Origin of the sequence: Ochrobactrum vermis (assembly GCF_002975205.1) — a bacterium.
Lineage (GTDB): Bacteria > Pseudomonadota > Alphaproteobacteria > Rhizobiales > Rhizobiaceae > Brucella > Brucella vermis.
The window spans coordinates 1,584,485-1,604,492 of record NZ_PCOC01000001.1; the positions used below are offsets into that span (position 1 = coordinate 1,584,485).

Here is a 20,008-nt window from a genome sequence, read left to right on the forward strand (position 1 = left end):
TGTCTCTTACTCCATGGCCTCTCAGAGACCGGTCGAAACGTCGATGCTCTGGCCTTCGGCCAAAGTAACGATCGCTTTCTTGACGTCGCTCTGGCGCCCGGTAATGCCGCGGAAACGCTTGACCTTACCCTTGCGCACTGCAGTGTTGACTGCGGTAACCTTGACGCCGAACAGCGCTTCGACTGCAGCCTTGATTTCCGGCTTCGTTGCCTTGCGGGCTACGTTGAAGACAACCTGGTTATGTTCGGAAACCATGGTGGACTTCTCGGTGATAACCGGGCTGACGATCACGTCGTAATGGCGAAGATCAGTCATTTGAAACGCTCCCCATGAAACGAGCTTCCAGGGCTTCGACAGCCGCCTTGGAAAGCACGAGCTTGCCACGGCGAAGAATGTCGTAAACATTGATGCCCTGCACTGGCAGAACGTCGATGTTCGGGATGTTCGAAGCCGCACGCTGGAAGTTCACGTCGATCTCTGCACCGCCGATAAGCAGCGCATTTTCGAGACCGAGCTTGGCGAACTGCGAAACAAGCTGCTTCGTCTTGGCTTCCGTTGCAGCCAGATCATCAATGATGATCAGGTCGGATGCCTTAGCCTTTGCAGACAGGGCATGACGCAGGCCAAGAGCACGAACCTTCTTCGGCAGATCGTGGTCGTGCGAACGGATAACTGGTCCGTGAGCCTGACCACCGCCGCGGAACTGCGGTGCACGAGCCGAATGGTGACGAGCGCGGCCCGTACCCTTCTGCTTGTACATCTTGGCGCCGGTGCGGCTTACGTCGCCACGGCCCTGTGCCTTATGGGAGCCCTGCTGGCGGCGAGCCAGCTGCCAGCGCACGACGCGCTGGAGAATGTCGTCACGCGGGTCGAGGCCGAAGATTTCTTCGTTCAGCTTGACCTTGCCGGCATCCTTGCCTTCAAGAGTGGTAATCGTGAGATCCATTATTCGGCTCCCTCAGTCGCGACAGCTTCAGCTTTCGCAGCACCTGCACGCAGAGCGGCCGGCTTCGGCGCGTTCTCAGGCAGCGAGACCTTGACCGCGTCGCGCACGATGATCCAGGCACCCTTGGAGCCCGGAACCGCACCGCGAACCAGAATGAGGCCGCGATCAGTGTCCGTCGAGACAACTTCAATATTCTGCGTGGTTACGCGGGTCTGGCCCATGTGACCAGCCATCTTCTTGCCCTTGAACACCTTACCCGGGTCCTGACGCTGACCGGTCGAGCCGTGAGCGCGGTGGGTAACGGAGTTACCATGGGAAGCGCGATGACCGGCGAAGTTATGACGCTTCATAACACCGGCAAAGCCTTTACCGATCGAAGTACCCGTCACGTCGACCTTCTGGCCGGCGACGAAGTGTTCGGCGGTGATTTCAGCGCCGACTTCGAGGAGGTTGTCCGGCGAAACGCGGAATTCCGCGACCTTCGCCTTCGGCTCGACCTCGGCCTTCGCGAAATGACCGCGCATAGCCTTGGACGTGTTCTTTACCTTGGCAATACCAACGCCAAGCTGAACAGCCGTGTAACCGTTCTTTTCAACTGTACGCTGAGCTACCACGTGGCAATTCTCCATGCGGAGAACCGTCACCGGCACATGCTCGCCGGCGTCGTTATAGACGCGGGTCATGCCCAGCTTCTGTGCAATAACACCTGAACGCATCGGGTTCGTTCCTTCCGTCCTCAAGCCGATTAAAGCTTGATTTCGACATCAACACCTGCAGACAGATCGAGCTTCATCAAAGCATCTACAGTCTGCGGGGTTGGGTCTACGATATCGAGAAGACGCTTGTGCGTACGCATCTCAAACTGTTCGCGGCTCTTCTTGTCGATGTGCGGCGACCGGTTAACCGTGAACTTCTCGATCCGCGTAGGAAGCGGGATCGGTCCGCGCACATTTGCACCGGTACGCTTGGCAGTCGACACGATTTCCCGCGTCGAAGCGTCAAGGATCCGATGATCAAACGCCTTAAGGCGAATGCGGATGTTTTGACCGTTCATTTCATCTGTTCCTTGTTACGCGGAAACGCTCGCTCTGGAGCGAGCGTTCCTGCACAAACCTTCATTACTCGATGATCGAAGCGACGATGCCTGCACCGACGGTGCGGCCACCTTCACGGATAGCGAAGCGGAGCTTCTCTTCCATGGCGATCGGAACGATCAGGGTGACGTCAACGGTGACGTTGTCGCCAGGCATAACCATTTCCGTACCTTCAGGCAGCGTGACAACACCGGTCACGTCCGTCGTGCGGAAGTAGAACTGCGGACGGTAGTTCGTGAAGAACGGCGTATGACGGCCACCTTCGTCCTTGGTCAGAATATAGGCTTCTGCCTTGAACTTGGTGTGCGGCTTAACCGAACCCGGCTTGCAGAGAACCTGGCCGCGCTCAACGTCTTCACGGCCAACGCCGCGGATCAGCGCGCCAATGTTGTCGCCAGCCTGGCCCTGATCGAGCAGCTTGCGGAACATTTCAACGCCGGTCACCGTCGTCTTCGTCGTCGCCTTGATGCCGACGATTTCAACTTCTTCACCAACCTTGACGATACCGCGCTCAACGCGACCCGTCACAACCGTACCACGGCCCGAGATCGAGAAAACGTCTTCGATTGGCATCAGGAACGGCTGGTCGATCGGACGTTCCGGGGTCGGAATGTAATCGTCAACAGCGGCCATCAGCGAACGAACGGCGTCTTCGCCCAGTTCCTTCGAGGAATCTTCCAGTGCAGCAAGAGCCGAGCCCTTGATGATCGGAACTTCGTCGCCCGGGAAGTCGTACTTCGACAGAAGTTCGCGAACTTCCAGTTCAACCAGTTCGAGCAGTTCTGCATCGTCAACCTGGTCGCACTTGTTCAGGAACACCACGATTGCCGGAACGCCAACCTGACGAGCAAGCAGGATGTGCTCGCGGGTCTGTGGCATCGGGCCGTCAGCAGCCGAAACGACCAGGATCGCGCCGTCCATCTGCGCAGCACCGGTGATCATGTTCTTCACATAGTCAGCGTGACCTGGGCAGTCGACGTGTGCATAGTGACGGTTTGCGGTTTCGTACTCGACGTGTGCCGTCGAGATCGTGATGCCGCGAGCGCGTTCTTCTGGTGCAGCATCGATCTGGTCGTATGCCTTGAATTCACCGAAAAACTTCGTGATCGCTGCCGTCAGCGACGTCTTGCCATGGTCAACGTGACCAATCGTGCCGATGTTAACGTGGGGTTTATTACGTTCAAACTTACTCTTTGCCATTTGAGCTCTCCGTAAATTTAGCCTGCTCAGGCATTCTTTTGATTGGGAGCGTGACCCTTAGATCACGCAAACTTCTTCTGGATTTCCTGTGCGACCGCCGTCGGAACCGGCTCATAATGGTCGAACTGCATCGTGTACTGTGCACGGCCCTGGGACATCGAGCGCAAGCTATTCACGTAGCCAAACATGTTGGCGAGTGGAACGTTTGCGTTGACGACCGTGGCGATGCCGCGGGCTTCGGTGCCGGAAATCTGACCGCGACGCGAGTTCAGATCGCCGATAACGTCACCAACGTAATCTTCCGGCGTAACAACCTCGACCTTCATGATCGGCTCGAGGAGCTGGGCGCCAGCCTTCTGCGCACCTTCACGGAACGCTGCACGGGACGCGATTTCGAAGGCGAGAACAGACGAGTCAACGTCATGATATGCGCCGTCGATCAGAGTGGCCTTCACGCCGAGCATCGGGAAGCCTGCCAGCGGGCCTGCACCCATGACGCTTTCGATACCCTTCTGGACACCCGGAATGTATTCCTTCGGAACCGAGCCGCCGACGATCTTCGATTCGAAGATGAAATCGTCGCCGTCATGCGGTTCGAAGATGATCTTCACGCGAGCGAACTGACCCGAACCACCCGACTGCTTCTTGTGGGTGTAATCGATTTCAGCCTTACGGGTGATCGATTCACGGTAAGCAACCTGCGGAGCACCGATGTTGGCTTCAACCTTGAATTCGCGCTTCATGCGATCAACGAGAATGTCGAGGTGAAGTTCGCCCATGCCAGCGATGATGGTCTGACCGGATTCTTCGTCCGACTTGACGCGGAACGAAGGATCTTCGGCAGCCAGACGATTGAGCGCGATGCCCATCTTTTCCTGGTCAGCCTTGGTCTTCGGCTCGATAGCGATTTCGATAACCGGATCCGGGAATTCCATGCGTTCAAGGATAACCGGCTTCAGCGGATCGCAGAGCGTATCGCCAGTTGTCGTTTCCTTGAGGCCAGCCAAAGCAACGATGTCGCCTGCGTAAGCTTCTTCGATGTCTTCACGGCTGTTCGAGTGCATCTGCAGCATACGGCCGATGCGCTCACGCTTGCCCTTGACGGTGTTTTCGAGCGAAATACCCTTGGTCATCTTGCCCGAGTAGATACGGGCAAAAGTAAGCGAACCAACGAATGGATCGTTCATGATCTTGAATGCAAGCATCGAAAGCGGTGCTTCATCCGAAGATTCGCGGGTGGTTTCGGTTTCCGTCTTGACGTCAATGCCCTTGATAGCAGGCACGTCGGTCGGAGCCGGGAGGAATTCCACAACAGCGTCGAGAAGTGGCTGAATGCCACGGTTCTTGAACGCAGTACCGCAAAGAACCGGATGGAACTTAACGTCGATGGTGCCCTTACGGATCAACGCACAGAGCTGTTCATTCGTAGGCATGGTGCCTTCGAGATAAGCTTCCATGGCAGCTTCGTCGATTTCCACGGCCAGCTCGATGAGCTTTTCACGGTATTCTTCAGCCTGATCCTTGAGGTGCTCAGGAATTTCACCAACCGTCGCCGCTGCGCCGATCGTGCCATCCCAGGTAAGAGCCTTCATCTCAATCAGATCAATAACGCCTTCGAACTCGTTTTCAGCGCCGATTGGCAACTGAACCGGAAGTGCGATAGCGCCAAGACGCGAGCCGACCATTTCTACGCAACGGTAGAAATCGGCACCGATCTTATCCATCTTGTTGACAAAGACCATACGCGGGACGTGGTACTTTTCAGCCTGACGCCATACGGTTTCCGTCTGAGGCTCAACGCCAGCGTTGGCGTCGAGCAGTGCAATAGCGCCGTCGAGAACGCGGAGCGAACGCTCAACTTCAATGGTGAAGTCGACGTGGCCCGGCGTGTCGATGATGTTGAAACGACGCTTCTTGCCATCCTGACCCTGCCAGAACGTGGTCGTGGCAGCAGACGTGATGGTGATACCGCGTTCCTGCTCCTGCTCCATCCAGTCCATGGTCGACGCACCATCGTGGGTTTCGCCGATCTTATGGTTCTTACCGGTATAGAACAGGATGCGCTCGGTCATCGTCGTCTTACCGGCGTCGATGTGAGCCATGATACCGAAATTGCGGTAGTCTTCGATTTTGTATTCGCGGGCCATGATAGTCGCTCTTTGAATAGGTTTCGACGATTACCAGCGGTAATGCGAGAAGGCGCGGTTGGCTTCAGCCATGCGGTGCGTGTCTTCACGCTTCTTCACAGCAGAACCACGGTTGTTAGCAGCGTCAAGCAGCTCGCCGGAAAGACGATCGATCATTGTCGTCTCGTTACGACCACGAGCAGCGTTGATGAGCCAGCGAATGGCAAGTGCCTGGCGGCGTTCTGGACGCACATCGACCGGAACCTGATAGGTTGCACCACCAACGCGGCGCGAACGGACTTCGACGTGCGGAGCTACGTTGTCGAGCGCCTGATGGAACAGCGCGACCGGCTCGGACTTTGCCTTGGCTTCGATTGAATCGAGCGCACCGTAAACGATGCTTTCAGCAACCGACTTCTTGCCATGCAGCATGACTGCATTCATGAACTTCGTGATAACGAGATCGCCGAACTTTGGATCCGGATTGATCTCACGCTTCTCAGCTTTATGACGTCTAGACATTTCGTCTTTTCTTTCAATTACATCGGGCTCAGCTCACCTTGCGGCAGCCGGTATCCCCGGAAAATCTTACTTCGGACGTTTTGCACCGTACTTCGAACGGCGCTGCTTGCGGTTCTTGACACCCTGGGTATCGAGAACGCCGCGGATGATGTGGTAACGCACACCCGGCAAGTCCTTTACGCGACCGCCGCGGATCATGACGACCGAGTGCTCCTGCAGGTTATGCCCTTCGCCAGGGATATAACCGATAACTTCGAAGCCGTTCGTCAGACGAACCTTGGCAACCTTACGGAGAGCCGAGTTCGGCTTCTTCGGGGTCGTCGTGTACACGCGGGTGCAAACGCCGCGCTTCTGAGGGTTTGCCTGCAGTGCAGGAACCTTATTGCGCTTTACCGGCGCAGTGCGCGGCTTGCGGATAAGCTGGTTTACGGTTGGCATACAACCTTCCTCTATAAAAAATCTCGTATCCACGCCCAAACGGGCCGTTTCACCGCCATGCTGATGCACGAATTCGGGACAAGTCACGACAACCGGTGACTACCCCGAACAAAAGCAGAGGAAGCTGACGCTTCATGCGAACGGCAAGTTGCATTTCGATCGTAAAACGAACCCTGTTTGAGACGAACTTCAGGACGCGTCGTCCCGAACAAGCCTGTCTCACATCGGCTCAGATGAGCTGCTGATACGTCTTTAGCAGCGTTACGTCAAGGGAGGAGAGCCAAGTTTCTTCGGCAATGGGCCGGAAACCGGCGTTTTGACCTTCGCCGGACAGGTTATTGCGCTGTAATCGGCGCGTAATCGCACATATTTCGCGATCAGAACCGTCATTTTCATGTGGCAGCATAGCGTTGGCGCCCCGGAGCCGTTATTGAAACACATCCGAGTCGAAACGCAACCCAATATTAAGGGATTCTCAATGTCTTCCACTACCGCATCCACCGGCGACGATTCGCCTACCGTCCACCTGATCATCGCAGATGTCTGGAATGAAGGTGAAGAATCCCCGGTCGAAGTGCATCTGCTTATGAAGACGGACGAAGATGAAGATCTCGTTCAGACCGTACTCGCCATTCTCGCCGAAGAAGGCTATCACGAAGCCGAACTTCTCGAGATGGGCACCCTCACCGAAGAGCCTGCAGAAGAGCCGCACAAAAGTGCATGGGCGACCGCATTGAGCGGTGAAGTCGCGCTGATCGAATTCGACGGCGACGACGAAGAAGAAGAGTAAGATTTAGAGAAAGCTTTTCCGGTACGGGTGCGAAGCACTCTGCGGAAATTGCTTCAGAGAACAAGGCGCATTCCGAAAACCGGATGCGCCTTTTTCTTTTGCTTTAATAGTGCGCCTTCCCCGCTCATAGGGACAAACAAAAAGGCCGCCTCAAAGGGCGGCCTTTTTCAGTTTTCTATCTACCGATTACTCGGCAGCGTTGTTGGTCATGTCCACCAGCATCGCGTTAGCTTCCTTGGAACCGGAAGACTTGCGACGCTCATCGATGATCAGTTCGTCGCGAGCCGTTGCAATACGACGGATCTGGTTGGTCATGCCGCCAGTACCGGCCGGGATAAGACGGCCGACGATGACGTTTTCCTTGAGACCCTGCAACGTGTCCATCTTGCCGGCAACCGCAGCTTCGGTAAGCACGCGGGTCGTTTCCTGGAACGACGCAGCCGAGATGAAGGACGGCGTCTGCAACGAAGCCTTGGTGATACCGAGGAGGACAGGATTGCCGTAACCCGGCTTCTTGCCTTCTTCGACCAGACGTTCGTTGATCTCGTCGAGTTCGATACGATCCACGTGATCGCCGGTGATATAACCGGTATCGCCGGAGTCGGTGATCTCGACCTTCTGCAGCATCTGACGGACAATAACTTCGATGTGCTTGTCGTTGATCAAAACGCCCTGCAAACGATAGACTTCCTGGATTTCGTTCACGAGGTACGAAGCCAGAGCTTCGACGCCCTTGATCGCCAGAATGTCATGCGGTGCCGGGTTACCGTCGAGGATGTACTCACCCTTTTCGATGACGTCGCCGTCCTGAAGGTGGAACGGCTTGCCCTTCGGAATGAGGTACTCGACCGGCTCGATCGTGTCGTCGTTAGGCTCGATGATGATGCGACGCTTGTTCTTGTAATCGCGACCGAAACGAACGGTACCATCGATCTCTGCGATGACGGCATGATCCTTCGGACGACGGGCTTCGAACAGTTCGGCCACGCGCGGCAGACCACCGGTGATGTCCTTGGTCTTGGCGCTTTCCATCGGCAGACGGGCGATAACGTCACCAGCCTTCACATGGCCGCCCGGTTCAACCGAAAGGATCGATTCCACCGAGAGCATGAAGCGAGCATCGCCACCCTTGGACAGTTTCAGGATCTTCCCGGCCTTGTCCTTAATGACCATGGCAGGCTTGAGGTCCGAACCGCGTGGGGTCGAACGCCAGTCGATAACGACGCGCTTGGTGATACCAGTCGACTCGTCAGCCGATTCCGAAACCGAAAGACCATCGACGAGATCTTCGAACTCAACGTAGCCTTCAACTTCGGTCATGATCGGACGGGTGTACGGATCCCACTCGGCAATACGCTGACCGCGCTTGACCGTGTCGGCCTCGTCAACGAACAGGCGCGAACCGTAGGTCACGCGATGGACCGCACGTTCCTTGCCCGTATTGTCGAGGATCAGCACAGCCATGTTACGGCCCATCACCACGAGGTTGCCATCGGAGTTGCGAACCACATTGCGGTTACGCAGCTTGACGGTGCCTTCATACGAAGCTTCGAGATACGAGCTATCGACAACCTGTGCCGTGCCGCCCAAGTGGAAGGTACGCATGGTGAGCTGGGTGCCCGGCTCGCCGATCGACTGAGCAGCGATAACGCCGACAGCTTCGCCCTGGTTGACCGGAGTACCGCGTGCGAGGTCGCGACCATAGCACTTGGCGCAAACGCCGTTGCGGGTTTCGCAGGTCAGTGCAGAACGGATGCGGATCGACTGGATCGCAGCCTTCTCGATGATCTCAACGTCCTTTTCCTCGATCATGCGACCGGCTTCGACGATGACTTCGCCGGTTGTCGGGTGCAGGATCGGATCGAGAGCCGTACGGCCCAGAACGCGCTGACCAATCGAAGCCACGATCTGGCCGGCATCGACGATCGGCTGCATGGTGAGACCGATTTCGGCGCCGCAATCGACTTCCGAAATGATCGCATCCTGTGCAACGTCAACGAGACGACGGGTCAGGTAGCCCGAGTTAGCCGTCTTCAAGGCGGTGTCTGCCAGACCCTTACGGGCACCGTGGGTCGAGTTGAAGTACTCGTTAACGGTCAGGCCTTCCTTGAAGTTCGAGATGATCGGGGTTTCGATGATTTCACCCGACGGCTTGGCCATCAGGCCGCGCATACCGCCAAGCTGGCGCATCTGGTTGACCGAACCACGGGCACCCGAATGCGACATCATGTAGACCGAGTTCATCTGCTTCTGGCGACCGGTCACCGGATCGAATTCGACGGCCTTCAGGCGCGCCATCATCTCTTCGGTGATCTTGTCGGTTGCCTTGCCCCAGGCGTCGACGACCTTGTTGTACTTTTCGCCCTGAGTGATCAGGCCATCATTGTACTGCTGTTCGTATTCGGTCGTGAGCGCTTCGGTGTCCGCAACGATCTTCGCCTTGGTGTCCGGAATGACCATGTCATCCTTACCGAACGAGATACCCGCGCGGCAGGCATGGGCAAAGCCGAGCTGCATGATGCGATCGCAGAAGATAACCGTCTCTTTCTGACCGCAATGGCGATAGACGTGGTCGATCATCTTGGAGATGTTCTTCTTGGTCATCTCCTGATTGCAGATGTCGAACGGCACCATGGCGTTCTTCGGCAGCAGTTCACCCGTGATCATGCGGCCAGGCGTCGTGTCGTAAATCTTCGACACAGGATTGCCTTCGGCATCGACCGTCTTGAAACGGCCCTTGATCTTGGTGTGCAGCGTGACGGTCTTGGTTTCCAGCGCGTGCTGAAGTTCACCCATATCGGCAAACATCATGCCCTCGCCCGGCTCCTTTTCTGCCACGATGGACAGATAATAGAGGCCAAGAACCATGTCCTGCGAAGGAACAATGATCGGTGCGCCGTTGGCCGGGTGCAGGATGTTGTTGGTCGACATCATCAGCACGCGTGCTTCAAGCTGGGCTTCAAGCGACAGCGGGACGTGGACAGCCATCTGGTCACCGTCGAAGTCGGCGTTGAACGCCGTACAAACGAGCGGATGCAGCTGGATTGCCTTGCCTTCGATCAGAGTGGGTTCGAAGGCCTGGATGCCAAGACGGTGCAGCGTCGGAGCGCGGTTCAGAAGAACCGGATGCTCGCGGATCACTTCGTCAAGGATATCCCAGACTTCCGGACGTTCCTTTTCAACCAGCTTCTTCGCCTGCTTGACGGTGGACGAATAGCCCTTCGCGTCAAGGCGAGCGTAGATGAACGGCTTGAACAGTTCGAGCGCCATCTTCTTCGGCAGACCGCACTGGTGCAGCTTCAGTTCCGGACCGGTCACGATAACCGAACGACCGGAATAGTCAACGCGCTTGCCGAGCAGGTTCTGACGGAAGCGGCCCTGCTTGCCCTTGAGCATGTCGGACAGCGACTTCAGCGGACGCTTGTTGGCGCCCGTGATCACGCGGCCACGGCGGCCGTTGTCGAACAGCGCGTCCACAGCTTCCTGCAGCATGCGCTTTTCGTTACGGATGATGATGCCCGGTGCGCGCAATTCGATCAGGCGCTTCAGACGGTTGTTACGGTTGATGACGCGGCGGTACAGATCGTTCAGATCCGACGTCGCGAAACGACCGCCATCCAGCGGCACGAGCGGACGCAGATCCGGCGGAATGACCGGCACGATCTTCATGATCATCCATTCCGGGCGGTTTCCCGACTCCAGGAAGTTTTCGACGATCTTCAGACGCTTCATCAGCTTCTTCTGCTTCAGGTCCGAGGTGGTCTCGGCCAGATCGACGCGAAGATCGGCGGCAATCTTTTCGAGTTCCATCGAAGCCAGAAGCTCGTAGATAGCTTCTGCACCAATAAGAGCCGTGAACTGATCTTCGCCGAATTCATCGACGGCGATCATGTATTCCTCTTCCGAAAGAAGCTGATGCTCCTTCAGCGAGGTCAGGCCCGGTTCGGTCACGATGTAGTTTTCGAAATACAGGACGCGCTCGATATCCTTGAGCGTCATATCCAGCAGCGTGCCGATACGGCTCGGCAGCGACTTCAAAAACCAGATGTGAGCAACCGGAGCTGCGAGCTCGATATGGCCCATACGCTCGCGACGAACGCGCGAGAGCGTGACTTCCACACCGCACTTTTCGCAGATGATGCCTTTGTATTTCATACGCTTGTACTTGCCGCACAAGCATTCATAGTCCTTGATCGGGCCGAAGATGCGCGCGCAGAAGAGACCATCGCGTTCTGGCTTGAACGTGCGGTAGTTGATCGTCTCCGGCTTCTTGATCTCGCCGTATGACCAGGACAGAATCTTCTCAGGGCTGGCAATCGAGATTCTGATGGAATCGAACGTCTGTGCCGGAGCCTGAGGATTGAAAAGATTCATGACCTCTTGGTTCATGCCGTTCTCCTTGAGGGCGATCCGTCGCCCTGTGTCGTCGATGACAAGCTGAAAATCCTTGCCATCCTGAAAAGAAATCGCGGTACTACGCAGTTATGAACTGGCTTGCCGTATTCTCGTTTCCGGTACGGGACCGTGTCCCGCTTTTCCTGAAAACGATTATAGAGGCGCGCCGCGGCAATACCGTGGCGCGCCCTTGAGCTTTATTCCGCTGCGTCAGGCAAAGCCTGCTGCTGTTCGTCGCGTGTATCATCCAGCTCGACATTGAGGCCGAGCGAACGCATTTCCTTGACGAGAACGTTGAAGCTCTCAGGAATACCCGCTTCGAACGTATCGTCGCCACGCACGATCGCTTCGTAGACCTTGGTACGGCCTGCCACGTCGTCCGACTTGACTGTCAGCATTTCCTGCAGCGTGTAAGCCGCACCATATGCTTCCAGAGCCCAGACCTCCATTTCGCCGAAGCGCTGGCCACCGAACTGGGCCTTACCGCCCAGAGGCTGCTGCGTAACGAGCGAGTAAGGTCCGATCGAACGGGCGTGGATCTTGTCGTCGACCAGGTGGTGGAGCTTCAACATGTAGATGTAGCCCATGGTCACCTGACGGTCGAACGGCTCACCCGTACGTCCATCATACAGCGTCGACTGACCCGAGGTCGCAAGACCGGCATCCGTCAGCATCGCATTGATGTCGGCTTCGACGGCACCGTCAAAGACCGGCGTTGCGATCGACACGCCGCGCTTCACCTGGTTGGCCAGCATGAGGACGGAATCGTCATCATAAGACCGGACCGGTTCATTGCGGTCGTTATCCGGATAGATGTGCTCCAGCGTTTCGCGCAGCGGCTCGATATTGGCCGTTTTGCGATAAACGTCGATGAGCTCACCGATCTTCTTACCCATGCCAGCACATGCCCAGCCGAGATGGGTTTCCAGAATCTGGCCCACATTCATACGGCTTGGAACGCCAAGCGGGTTCAACACGATGTCGGCATGCGTACCGTCTTCGAGGAACGGCATGTCCTCGACCGGCAGAATGCGGGAAACCACACCCTTGTTGCCGTGACGGCCAGCCATCTTGTCGCCTGGCTGGATCTTGCGCTTCACAGCGACAAAGACCTTGACCATCTTCATGACGCCTGGAGGCATCTCGTCGCCGCGCTGTACCTTTTCGACCTTGTCCATGAAGCGTGCTTCGAGCAGCTTCTTGGATTCGTCGTACTGGCCACGCAGAGCTTCCAGCTCACCCTGAAGCTTTTCGTCTTCACTGGCAAACTGCCACCATTGCGAACGCGGATACTCGGTCATGAGCTCGCGGCTGATCGTCGTGCCCTTCTTGAAGCCCTTCGGGCCGGCAGCGGCAATCTTGCCATCGATCATGTCGGCGAGACGACCATAGACGTTGCGGTCCAGGATAGCCTGTTCGTCGTCACGGTCCTTGGCCAGACGCTCGATTTCCTCGCGCTCGATAGCCATGGCACGTTCGTCCTTTTCAACGCCGTGGCGATTGAAAACGCGAACTTCCACAACCGTACCGTAGGTTCCGGGCGGCATGCGCATGGAGGTGTCACGAACGTCCGATGCCTTTTCACCGAAGATGGCGCGCAGAAGCTTTTCTTCCGGCGTCATCGGGCTTTCACCCTTCGGCGTGATCTTGCCGACAAGAATGTCACCAGGATGCACTTCAGCACCGATATAGACGATACCGGCTTCGTCGAGGTTCTTCAGCGCTTCTTCCGAAACGTTCGGAATGTCGCGGGTGATTTCCTCAGGTCCAAGCTTGGTGTCACGGGCGGCAACTTCGAATTCCTCGATATGGATCGAGGTGAACACGTCGTCCGAAACGATCTTCTCGGAAAGAAGGATCGAATCTTCGTAGTTGTAGCCGTTCCACGGCATGAACGCGACGAGCACGTTACGGCCGAGAGCCAGATCGCCCAGATCCGTCGACGGACCGTCAGCAATGATGTCACCCTTCTGGATGGGATCGCCAACGCGCACGAGCGGACGCTGATTGATGCAGGTGTTCTGGTTCGAACGCTGGAACTTCATCAGGCGATAGATATCGACGCCCGACTTGGACGGATCGAGATCCTCGGTCGCACGGATAACGATACGCGTTGCGTCGACCTGATCGACCACACCGCCACGGCGCGCTGCGATAGCGGCACCGGAGTCACGCGCAACGACTGCTTCCATACCCGTACCGACGAACGGCGCTTCAGCGCGAACGAGCGGCACAGCCTGACGCTGCATGTTCGAGCCCATGAGAGCACGGTTAGCATCGTCGTTTTCGAGGAACGGAATAAGAGCTGCAGCAACCGAAACGAGCTGCTTCGGCGAAACGTCCATCAGGTCCACGTTTTCACGTGGCGCCATCATCACTTCGCCTGCATGACGGCAGATGACGAACTCGTCAACGAAACCGCCCTGCTCGTCCAGCTCTACGTTTGCCTGTGCAACCGAGTGCTTAGCTTCTTCCATGGCCGACAGATAGACAACGTCGTTCGTTACCTTGCCGTCGACAACCTTGCGGTACGGGCTTTCGATGAAACCGTACTTGTTGACGCGGGCAAAGGTTGCAAGCGAGTTAATCAGACCGATATTCGGGCCTTCCGGCGTTTCAATCGGGCAGATACGGCCGTAGTGGGTCGGATGCACGTCGCGGACTTCGAAGCCAGCGCGCTCACGGGTAAGACCACCAGGTCCAAGAGCCGAAAGACGGCGCTTGTGGGTGATTTCCGAAAGCGGGTTCGTCTGATCCATGAACTGCGACAGCTGCGACGAACCGAAGAACTCACGAACGGCAGCCGCGGCGGGCTTCGCGTTGATCAGATCCTGCGGCATCACCGTGTCGATTTCGATCGAGGACATACGTTCCTTGATCGCGCGCTCCATGCGCAGCAGACCGACGCGGTACTGATTTTCCATCAGCTCGCCGACCGAACGGACACGACGGTTACCGAGATTGTCGATATCGTCGATTTCGCCACGGCCATCGCGCAGTTCCACCAGCATCTTGACCACAGCCAGGATGTCTTCCTTGCGCAGGACGCGCACGGTGTCTTCCGCATCAAGGTCCAGACGCATGTTCATCTTGACGCGACCGACGGCCGAAAGGTCGTAGCGCTCAGCATCGAAGAACAGCGAATTGAACATCGCTTCGGCGGAATCCATCGTAGGCGGCTCGCCCGGACGCATGACGCGATAGATGTCGAACAGAGCTTCCTGACGGCTTTCGTTCTTATCCGCAGCCAGCGTGTTACGAATGTAACCGCCGATGTTGATATGATCGATGTCGAGGACGTTGATCTCGGTTTCACCGGTGTCGATGAGCGTCTTGAGGACCTTCTCGTCGATTTCGTCACCGGCTTCGAGATAGATCTCGCCGGTTGCGTAATTGACGACGTCTTCCGCAAGATAAGAACCGAACAGGTCGTCTTCAGTCGCCTTGATGGCCTTGAGGCCCTTTTCAGCGAGCTGCTTGGCCGAACGGGCGGTCAGCTTCTTGCCAGCTTCGAGAACAACTTCGCCGGTATCAGCATCGACCAGCTCGGAGATGATCTTCATGCCCTTGAAGCGGTCAGCCGAATACGGAATGCGCCAGTTGTCGCCGTCGCGCGTATAGGTGACGGTCTTGTAGAAGGTCGACAGAATGTCTTCGCCGTCCATTCCAAGCGCCATCAGCAACGTCGTCGCCGGCAGTTTACGACGGCGGTCGATACGCGCAAAGACGATGTCCTTGGAATCGAACTCGATATCGAGCCACGAACCGCGATAAGGAATGACGCGAGCCGCGAACAGGAGCTTGCCCGAAGAATGGGTCTTGCCCTTGTCGTGATCGAAGAAGACGCCCGGCGAACGATGCATCTGCGAAACGATCACGCGCTCGGTGCCGTTGACGATGAAGGTGCCGTTGTCGGTCATGAGCGGCATATCGCCCATGTAGACATCCTGCTCCTTGATGTCCTTGATCGACTTCGCGCCGGTATCTTCGTCAATATCGAACACGATAAGACGTAGCGTCACCTTGAGTGGCGCCGAATACGTCAAGTCGCGCTGACGGCATTCGTCAACGTCGAATTTTGGTGCATCGAATTCGTAGCGAACGAATTCAAGCATAGAAGAGCCGGAGAAATCCTGAATTGGGAAAACAGACTTGAAAACCGCCTGCAAACCCTCGTCAGAACGCCCACCGGATGGTTCTTCAACCATAAGGAACTGGTCGTAAGATGCCTTTTGAACCTCGATAAGGTTCGGCATCTCGGCGACCTCTGGGATCTTGCCGAAAAATTTGCGTACGCGCTTGCGACCATTGAATGAATGGGTCTGAGCCATCGTCGCTCCTCGTTCTATAGCCTTACGGCTTGCTCACGCCTTGCGGCCTTTATCATGCGCCGCCTTTCGGCGGTCCTTCTAACGGGCTAAAACCCGTTTTCTGAAAGCCAATCCGGCGTTCAGAAAAAGGGTTCCAGTTATCCGATCCGCCGGAAACAGCGGCGGAAACTGGCGGATGGAAACCATCCGCCAGAAAAGTCCGAACTTACTTGAGTTCGACCTTGGCGCCAGCAGCTTCGAGCTGTGCCTTGATCTTCTCAGCTTCGTCCTTCGAAGCGGCTTCCTTGACAGCCTTCGGAGCGCCTTCGACGAGGTCCTTGGCTTCCTTGAGGCCGAGACCGGTGATTGCGCGCACTTCCTTGATCACGTTGATCTTGTTAGCGCCGCCATCGACGAGAACGACGTCGAATTCGGTCTTTTCTTCAACAGCAGCAGCCGGAGCAGCACCTGCAGCAGCAACTGCAACAGGAGCAGCAGCCGAAACGCCCCACTTCTCTTCGAGAAGCTTCGAAAGCTCTGCAGCTTCGAGAACGGTCAGAGCCGACAGGTCGTCAACGATCTTTGCGAGATCAGCCATTTTGGTATTTCCTTAGTTTCAAGGTTTGAACAATTGACAGCGAAAAACGGCCTTACGCCGCCTCGTTCTTCCGGGCGTGCGCGCCAATAACGCGAGCGATCTGGCCCGCTGGTGCGCTGGTAAGTACTGCAAGACGCTGAGCCGGGGTCTGGATCATTCCAACCAGCTTTGCGCGCAGTTCGTCGAGCGATGGGAGCGAAGCAAGCGACTTGACGCCATCGGCGTTAAGCGTCGTTGCACCCATTGCACCACCGAGGATAACGAGCTTGTCGTTAACCTTGGCGAATTCGACGGCTACTTTCGGAGCAGCAATCGGGTCGTTTGCATAAGCAACAACCGTCTGACCTGTAAACAGATCAGAAATGCCTTCCGATTCCGTGCCCTGAAGAGCGATTTTGGCAAGGCGGTTTTTCGCGACTTTAACGGACCCACCTGCATCACGCATCTTCGAGCGAAGATCGCTCATCTGCGCAACGGTGAGACCGGTATAGTGGGCCACGACGACCGAACCGGACTCTTTAAAAGCGCCGTTCAGCCACGAGACAAATTCGCGTTTTTCCGCTCTATCCACTGTCTCTCTCCAGTAGGCAGGACCACATGGCCCTGCCGGTTGCCTTTGCCGAACGAACTTCACAGTTGGTCCGGCGCTCGAGGATCCTGTCCCCTTCAGCTATCCTGGAAGCCAGGCATCACTCAAAGGCAACTACGGTTCAAACCTTGCATGCGTATTCACGCGAAACAGGGTTATTCCACGTCTCATGCAGGCTGAGTTTTAAGGCAAATCACCCGAAGATGATCGACCGCCTGCAATCTCGGACAGGATAACCGGACTTTCGTCCGGCTATCCGGATCTTGCGATCCGGAATTCTTGCACTTCGGTCTGCTTTCGCATCCCCGGCGTGCCGCCGATGCGCCCTCCCCTCAAAGGAAAGGCATAGGCTCCGGCGAACCGGAGCCCAGACAGATTAAGCGACGACCTTGACGGTAGCCGGATCGACCTTGACGCCAACGCCCATGGTCGAGGAAAGCGAAACGCGCTTGACGTATTCGCCCTTGGCAGCCGATGGCTTTGCCTTGATGACGGCGTCAGCGAAAGCCTTGATGTTTTCTTCGAGCTTCTGCGAGTCGAACGAAACCTTGCCGATACCGGCATGGATGATACCAGCCTTCTCGACGCGGAATTCAACTGCACCGCCCTTGGAAGCAGCAACAGCAGCCGCAACGTCGGTGGTGACGGTGCCAACCTTCGGGTTCGGCATCATGCCGCGCGGACCGAGAACCTTACCGAGACGACCGACGAGCGGCATCATGTCCGGGGTCGCAATGCAGCGATCGAACTCGATCTTGCCGCCATTGACGATTTCGAACAGTTCTTCCGCACCGACGATGTCGGCGCCAGCCTTCTTGGCTTCTTCGGCCTTGTCGCCGCGAGCGAAAACAGCAACGCGAACCGTACGGCCGGTGCCGTTCGGCAGATTGACAACGCCGCGAACCATCTGGTCAGCGTGACGCGGATCAACGCCGAGGTTCATCGCGATTTCGATGGTTTCATCGAACTTGGCGATTGCACGTTCCTTGACGAGACCGATAGCAGCCGACAGATCGTACAGCTTGTTACGATCGACGCCTTCACGGATCTTGTTAATGCGCTTGGAAATCTTCGCCATCGTCTCAGCCCACCACTTCCAGGCCCATCGAACGGGCAGAACCTTCGATCATGCGCATCGCTGCTTCAATGTCAGCGGCGTTCAGATCCTTCATCTTCGCTTCAGCGATCGTGCGAACCTTGTCGCGGGAGATCGTGCCGGCGCTTGCCTTGCCCGGGGTCTTCGAACCGGACTTCAGGTTAGCGGCCTTCTTGAGGAAGTAGGTCACCGGAGGCGTCTTCATCACAAAAGTGAAAGACTTATCCTGGTAATAGGTGATCACGACTGGAATCGGCGAACCCTTTTCCATTTCCTGCGAGGCAGCGTTGAACGCCTTGCAGAATTCCATGATGTTGATGCCGCGCTGACCCAGAGCCGGGCCGATCGGAGGCGACGGATTAGCCGCACCGGCTGCTACCTGCAGCTTGAGCTGGCCTGCAATTTTCTTAGCCATTACTTTCTGCCTTTTTTACAATGCCGGAAAACCGGCTTCTCGATTGACGCCGGGAAACCCGGCTTTCGACTGACGCCAGTTCGACTGGCGGGCAGTTCGGTGGTTCGGAGATTGACGACCGGCTAAGCCGCCTTCCCTTCCACCATTTTCACCCCACCCGAAATCCGGCTGGAGTGAATGCCCTCGCGGGCAAAACGATCAGAGCTTGTCGACCTGACCGTATTCCAGATCCACAGGCGTTGCGCGCCCGAAGATGGAAACCTCAACCTTGAGACGCGCGCGCTCTTCGTCGACTTCCTGAACGATACCGTTGAACGAAGCAAACGGACCGTCGGAAACACGAACATTTTCACCGATCTCAAAGGATACCGAAGTCTTCGGACGTTCGACACCATCCTGAACTTGACTCAGAATCTGGTCGACTTCCTTCTGGGAAACCGGAACCGGCTTGGAATCGCCAAGGAAACCAGTGACTTTCGGGGTATTCTTAATAAGCGAAAAGACAGCATCCGTGAGGGTTGCACGAACCAGCACGTAACCAGGGAAGAACTTGCGCTCTGCGTCGACCTTGCGGCCGCGGCGCACTTCAACGATCTTCTCGGTCGGCACAACGATCTGTTCGATCAGCTCGGACAGACCCTTCTGCTTCGCCTTGATCTCGATATCCTCGGCGACCTTCTTTTCGAAATTGGAATAGGCGTGAACGATGTACCAGCGCGCCGTCATCTAAAAACTCCCCAATCCTAACTTATCGACCAAGGCCGAGAATAAATTCTACGCCATAGGCCATAAGCTGGTCGGCAAGAAAAAAGAACGCGGCAGCCAGAAACGCCATGATCACCACCATGATGGTGGAGATGACCGTTTCACGCCGTGTAGGCCAGGTCACCTTCGCCGTTTCGGCGCGAACCTGCTGAAAAAAGGTGATCGGATTCGTTTTGGATGCCATCTGCCGCTCTGTCATTGATCCGGCGCTACCCCCAAACCCTACCTCGCCGAAACGAATCAGAAGCCTGAAGTCACGCGTATACGGCACGCAAAGCTGAAAATTCAGCCCCACGCGCCGCGTGTCTGTTGACGCTACATAGAATCGATTCCCGAAAAAAACAAGCCCAAAGGTTAAAAGAATACCATACAGGCTTATCGGAACTCCGATCCTTGCGAATATCACTCGACGCACCATCCAATCGTGCGGCGGCGATCCTTCCCTACCCGGCCAACAAATCCCGCAGGGAATTATCATTTCCAACCACGTCGCCATATCGAAACCAGCGCCGCCATCGAAAAAGCTAAGGCGACATAGATTGCCGCCTAACTTATCATATAGAAAACGGGCACCCATAGTCAAGCCATGAGCACCCGTTATGAAATGGCAGGGGCAGCAGGGCTCGAACCCGCGACCTACGGTTTTGGAGACCGTCGCTCTACCAACTGAGCTATACCCCTATCGGCGCCGAAGCGCCTTGAAAGACTCTCTAATCCCCTGCGG

At 56.4% G+C, this 20,008-nt stretch carries 17 protein-coding genes and 1 tRNA gene; 1 reads left to right on the forward strand and 17 read right to left on the reverse strand.

The features are described from left to right. Positions 1-21: 21 nt before the first annotated feature. The 8 genes from CQZ93_RS07880 to rpsL all read right to left on the reverse strand — a co-directional run bounded on the left by CQZ93_RS07880 (position 22) and on the right by rpsL (position 6,326). Positions 22-315, reverse strand: coding sequence for a 50S ribosomal protein L23 (locus CQZ93_RS07880; protein WP_105542085.1), 294 nt, complete (start codon positions 313-315; stop codon positions 22-24). Beyond that, positions 308-946: a 50S ribosomal protein L4 gene (gene rplD / locus CQZ93_RS07885; protein WP_105542086.1), complete on the reverse strand. Its 639-nt coding sequence runs from the start codon at positions 944-946 to the stop codon at positions 308-310. The genes CQZ93_RS07880 and rplD overlap by 8 nt, the downstream gene beginning before the upstream one ends. Beyond that, positions 946-1,662 (reverse strand): 50S ribosomal protein L3, encoded by a 717-nt coding sequence (rplC, locus tag CQZ93_RS07890; protein ID WP_105542087.1) that lies wholly within the window; start codon positions 1,660-1,662, stop codon positions 946-948. The genes rplD and rplC overlap by 1 nt, the downstream gene beginning before the upstream one ends. A 29-nt stretch (positions 1,663-1,691) precedes the next feature. Continuing rightward, positions 1,692-2,000, reverse strand: a complete 309-nt coding sequence (gene rpsJ, locus CQZ93_RS07895; protein WP_002964363.1) for a 30S ribosomal protein S10 — start codon at positions 1,998-2,000, stop codon at positions 1,692-1,694. 64 nt (positions 2,001-2,064) lie between these two features. Next, a complete protein-coding gene (gene tuf / locus CQZ93_RS07900; protein WP_105542088.1) occupies positions 2,065-3,240 on the reverse strand; it encodes an elongation factor Tu in 1,176 nt (391 codons plus the stop codon). Between the two features lie 62 nt (positions 3,241-3,302). Next, positions 3,303-5,387, reverse strand: a complete 2,085-nt coding sequence (gene fusA / locus CQZ93_RS07905; protein WP_105542089.1) for an elongation factor G — start codon at positions 5,385-5,387, stop codon at positions 3,303-3,305. Between the two features lie 30 nt (positions 5,388-5,417). After that, entirely contained in the window at positions 5,418-5,888 is a 471-nt protein-coding gene (gene rpsG / locus CQZ93_RS07910) for a 30S ribosomal protein S7 (protein ID WP_105542090.1), read from the reverse strand. A 66-nt stretch (positions 5,889-5,954) separates the two neighbouring features. After that, positions 5,955-6,326, reverse strand: a complete 372-nt coding sequence (gene rpsL / locus CQZ93_RS07915; protein ID WP_002964366.1) for a 30S ribosomal protein S12 — start codon at positions 6,324-6,326, stop codon at positions 5,955-5,957. A 478-nt stretch (positions 6,327-6,804) separates the two neighbouring features. Here rpsL and CQZ93_RS07925 point away from each other — a divergent pair, with 478 nt between their 5' ends. Further along, a complete protein-coding gene (locus CQZ93_RS07925) occupies positions 6,805-7,116 on the forward strand; it encodes a hypothetical protein (protein WP_105542092.1) in 312 nt (103 codons plus the stop codon). A 186-nt stretch (positions 7,117-7,302) separates the two neighbouring features. Here CQZ93_RS07925 and rpoC read toward each other — a convergent pair whose 3' ends face one another. From rpoC to CQZ93_RS07970, 9 genes are all read right to left on the reverse strand, one after another. Next, positions 7,303-11,505 (reverse strand): DNA-directed RNA polymerase subunit beta', encoded by a 4,203-nt coding sequence (gene rpoC / locus CQZ93_RS07930; protein ID WP_105542093.1) that lies wholly within the window; start codon positions 11,503-11,505, stop codon positions 7,303-7,305. A 203-nt stretch (positions 11,506-11,708) separates the two neighbouring features. Beyond that, entirely contained in the window at positions 11,709-15,842 is a 4,134-nt protein-coding gene (rpoB, locus tag CQZ93_RS07935) for a DNA-directed RNA polymerase subunit beta (protein ID WP_105542094.1), read from the reverse strand. Positions 15,843-16,047: 205 nt separating this feature from the next. After that, positions 16,048-16,419, reverse strand: coding sequence for a 50S ribosomal protein L7/L12 (gene rplL / locus CQZ93_RS07940; RefSeq protein WP_105542095.1), 372 nt, complete (start codon positions 16,417-16,419; stop codon positions 16,048-16,050). A 52-nt stretch (positions 16,420-16,471) separates the two neighbouring features. After that, positions 16,472-16,990 carry a 50S ribosomal protein L10 gene (gene rplJ, locus CQZ93_RS07945; RefSeq protein WP_105542096.1) on the reverse strand — a complete coding sequence of 173 codons (519 nt, stop codon included), beginning with the start codon at positions 16,988-16,990 and terminating at the stop codon, positions 16,472-16,474. A 394-nt stretch (positions 16,991-17,384) separates the two neighbouring features. Further along, positions 17,385-18,086, reverse strand: a complete 702-nt coding sequence (rplA, locus tag CQZ93_RS07950) for a 50S ribosomal protein L1 (RefSeq protein ID WP_078341274.1) — start codon at positions 18,084-18,086, stop codon at positions 17,385-17,387. Positions 18,087-18,090: 4 nt separating this feature from the next. Further along, positions 18,091-18,519, reverse strand: a complete 429-nt coding sequence (gene rplK, locus CQZ93_RS07955) for a 50S ribosomal protein L11 (RefSeq protein WP_010659903.1) — start codon at positions 18,517-18,519, stop codon at positions 18,091-18,093. A gap of 198 nt (positions 18,520-18,717) precedes the next feature. Beyond that, entirely contained in the window at positions 18,718-19,245 is a 528-nt protein-coding gene (nusG, locus tag CQZ93_RS07960; protein WP_105542097.1) for a transcription termination/antitermination protein NusG, read from the reverse strand. A gap of 22 nt (positions 19,246-19,267) precedes the next feature. After that, positions 19,268-19,468: a preprotein translocase subunit SecE gene (gene secE, locus CQZ93_RS26605; RefSeq protein ID WP_002964376.1), complete on the reverse strand. Its 201-nt coding sequence runs from the start codon at positions 19,466-19,468 to the stop codon at positions 19,268-19,270. Positions 19,469-19,889: 421 nt separating this feature from the next. Beyond that, a tRNA-Trp gene (locus CQZ93_RS07970) sits at positions 19,890-19,965 on the reverse strand. Between the last annotated feature and the right edge of the window lie 43 nt (positions 19,966-20,008).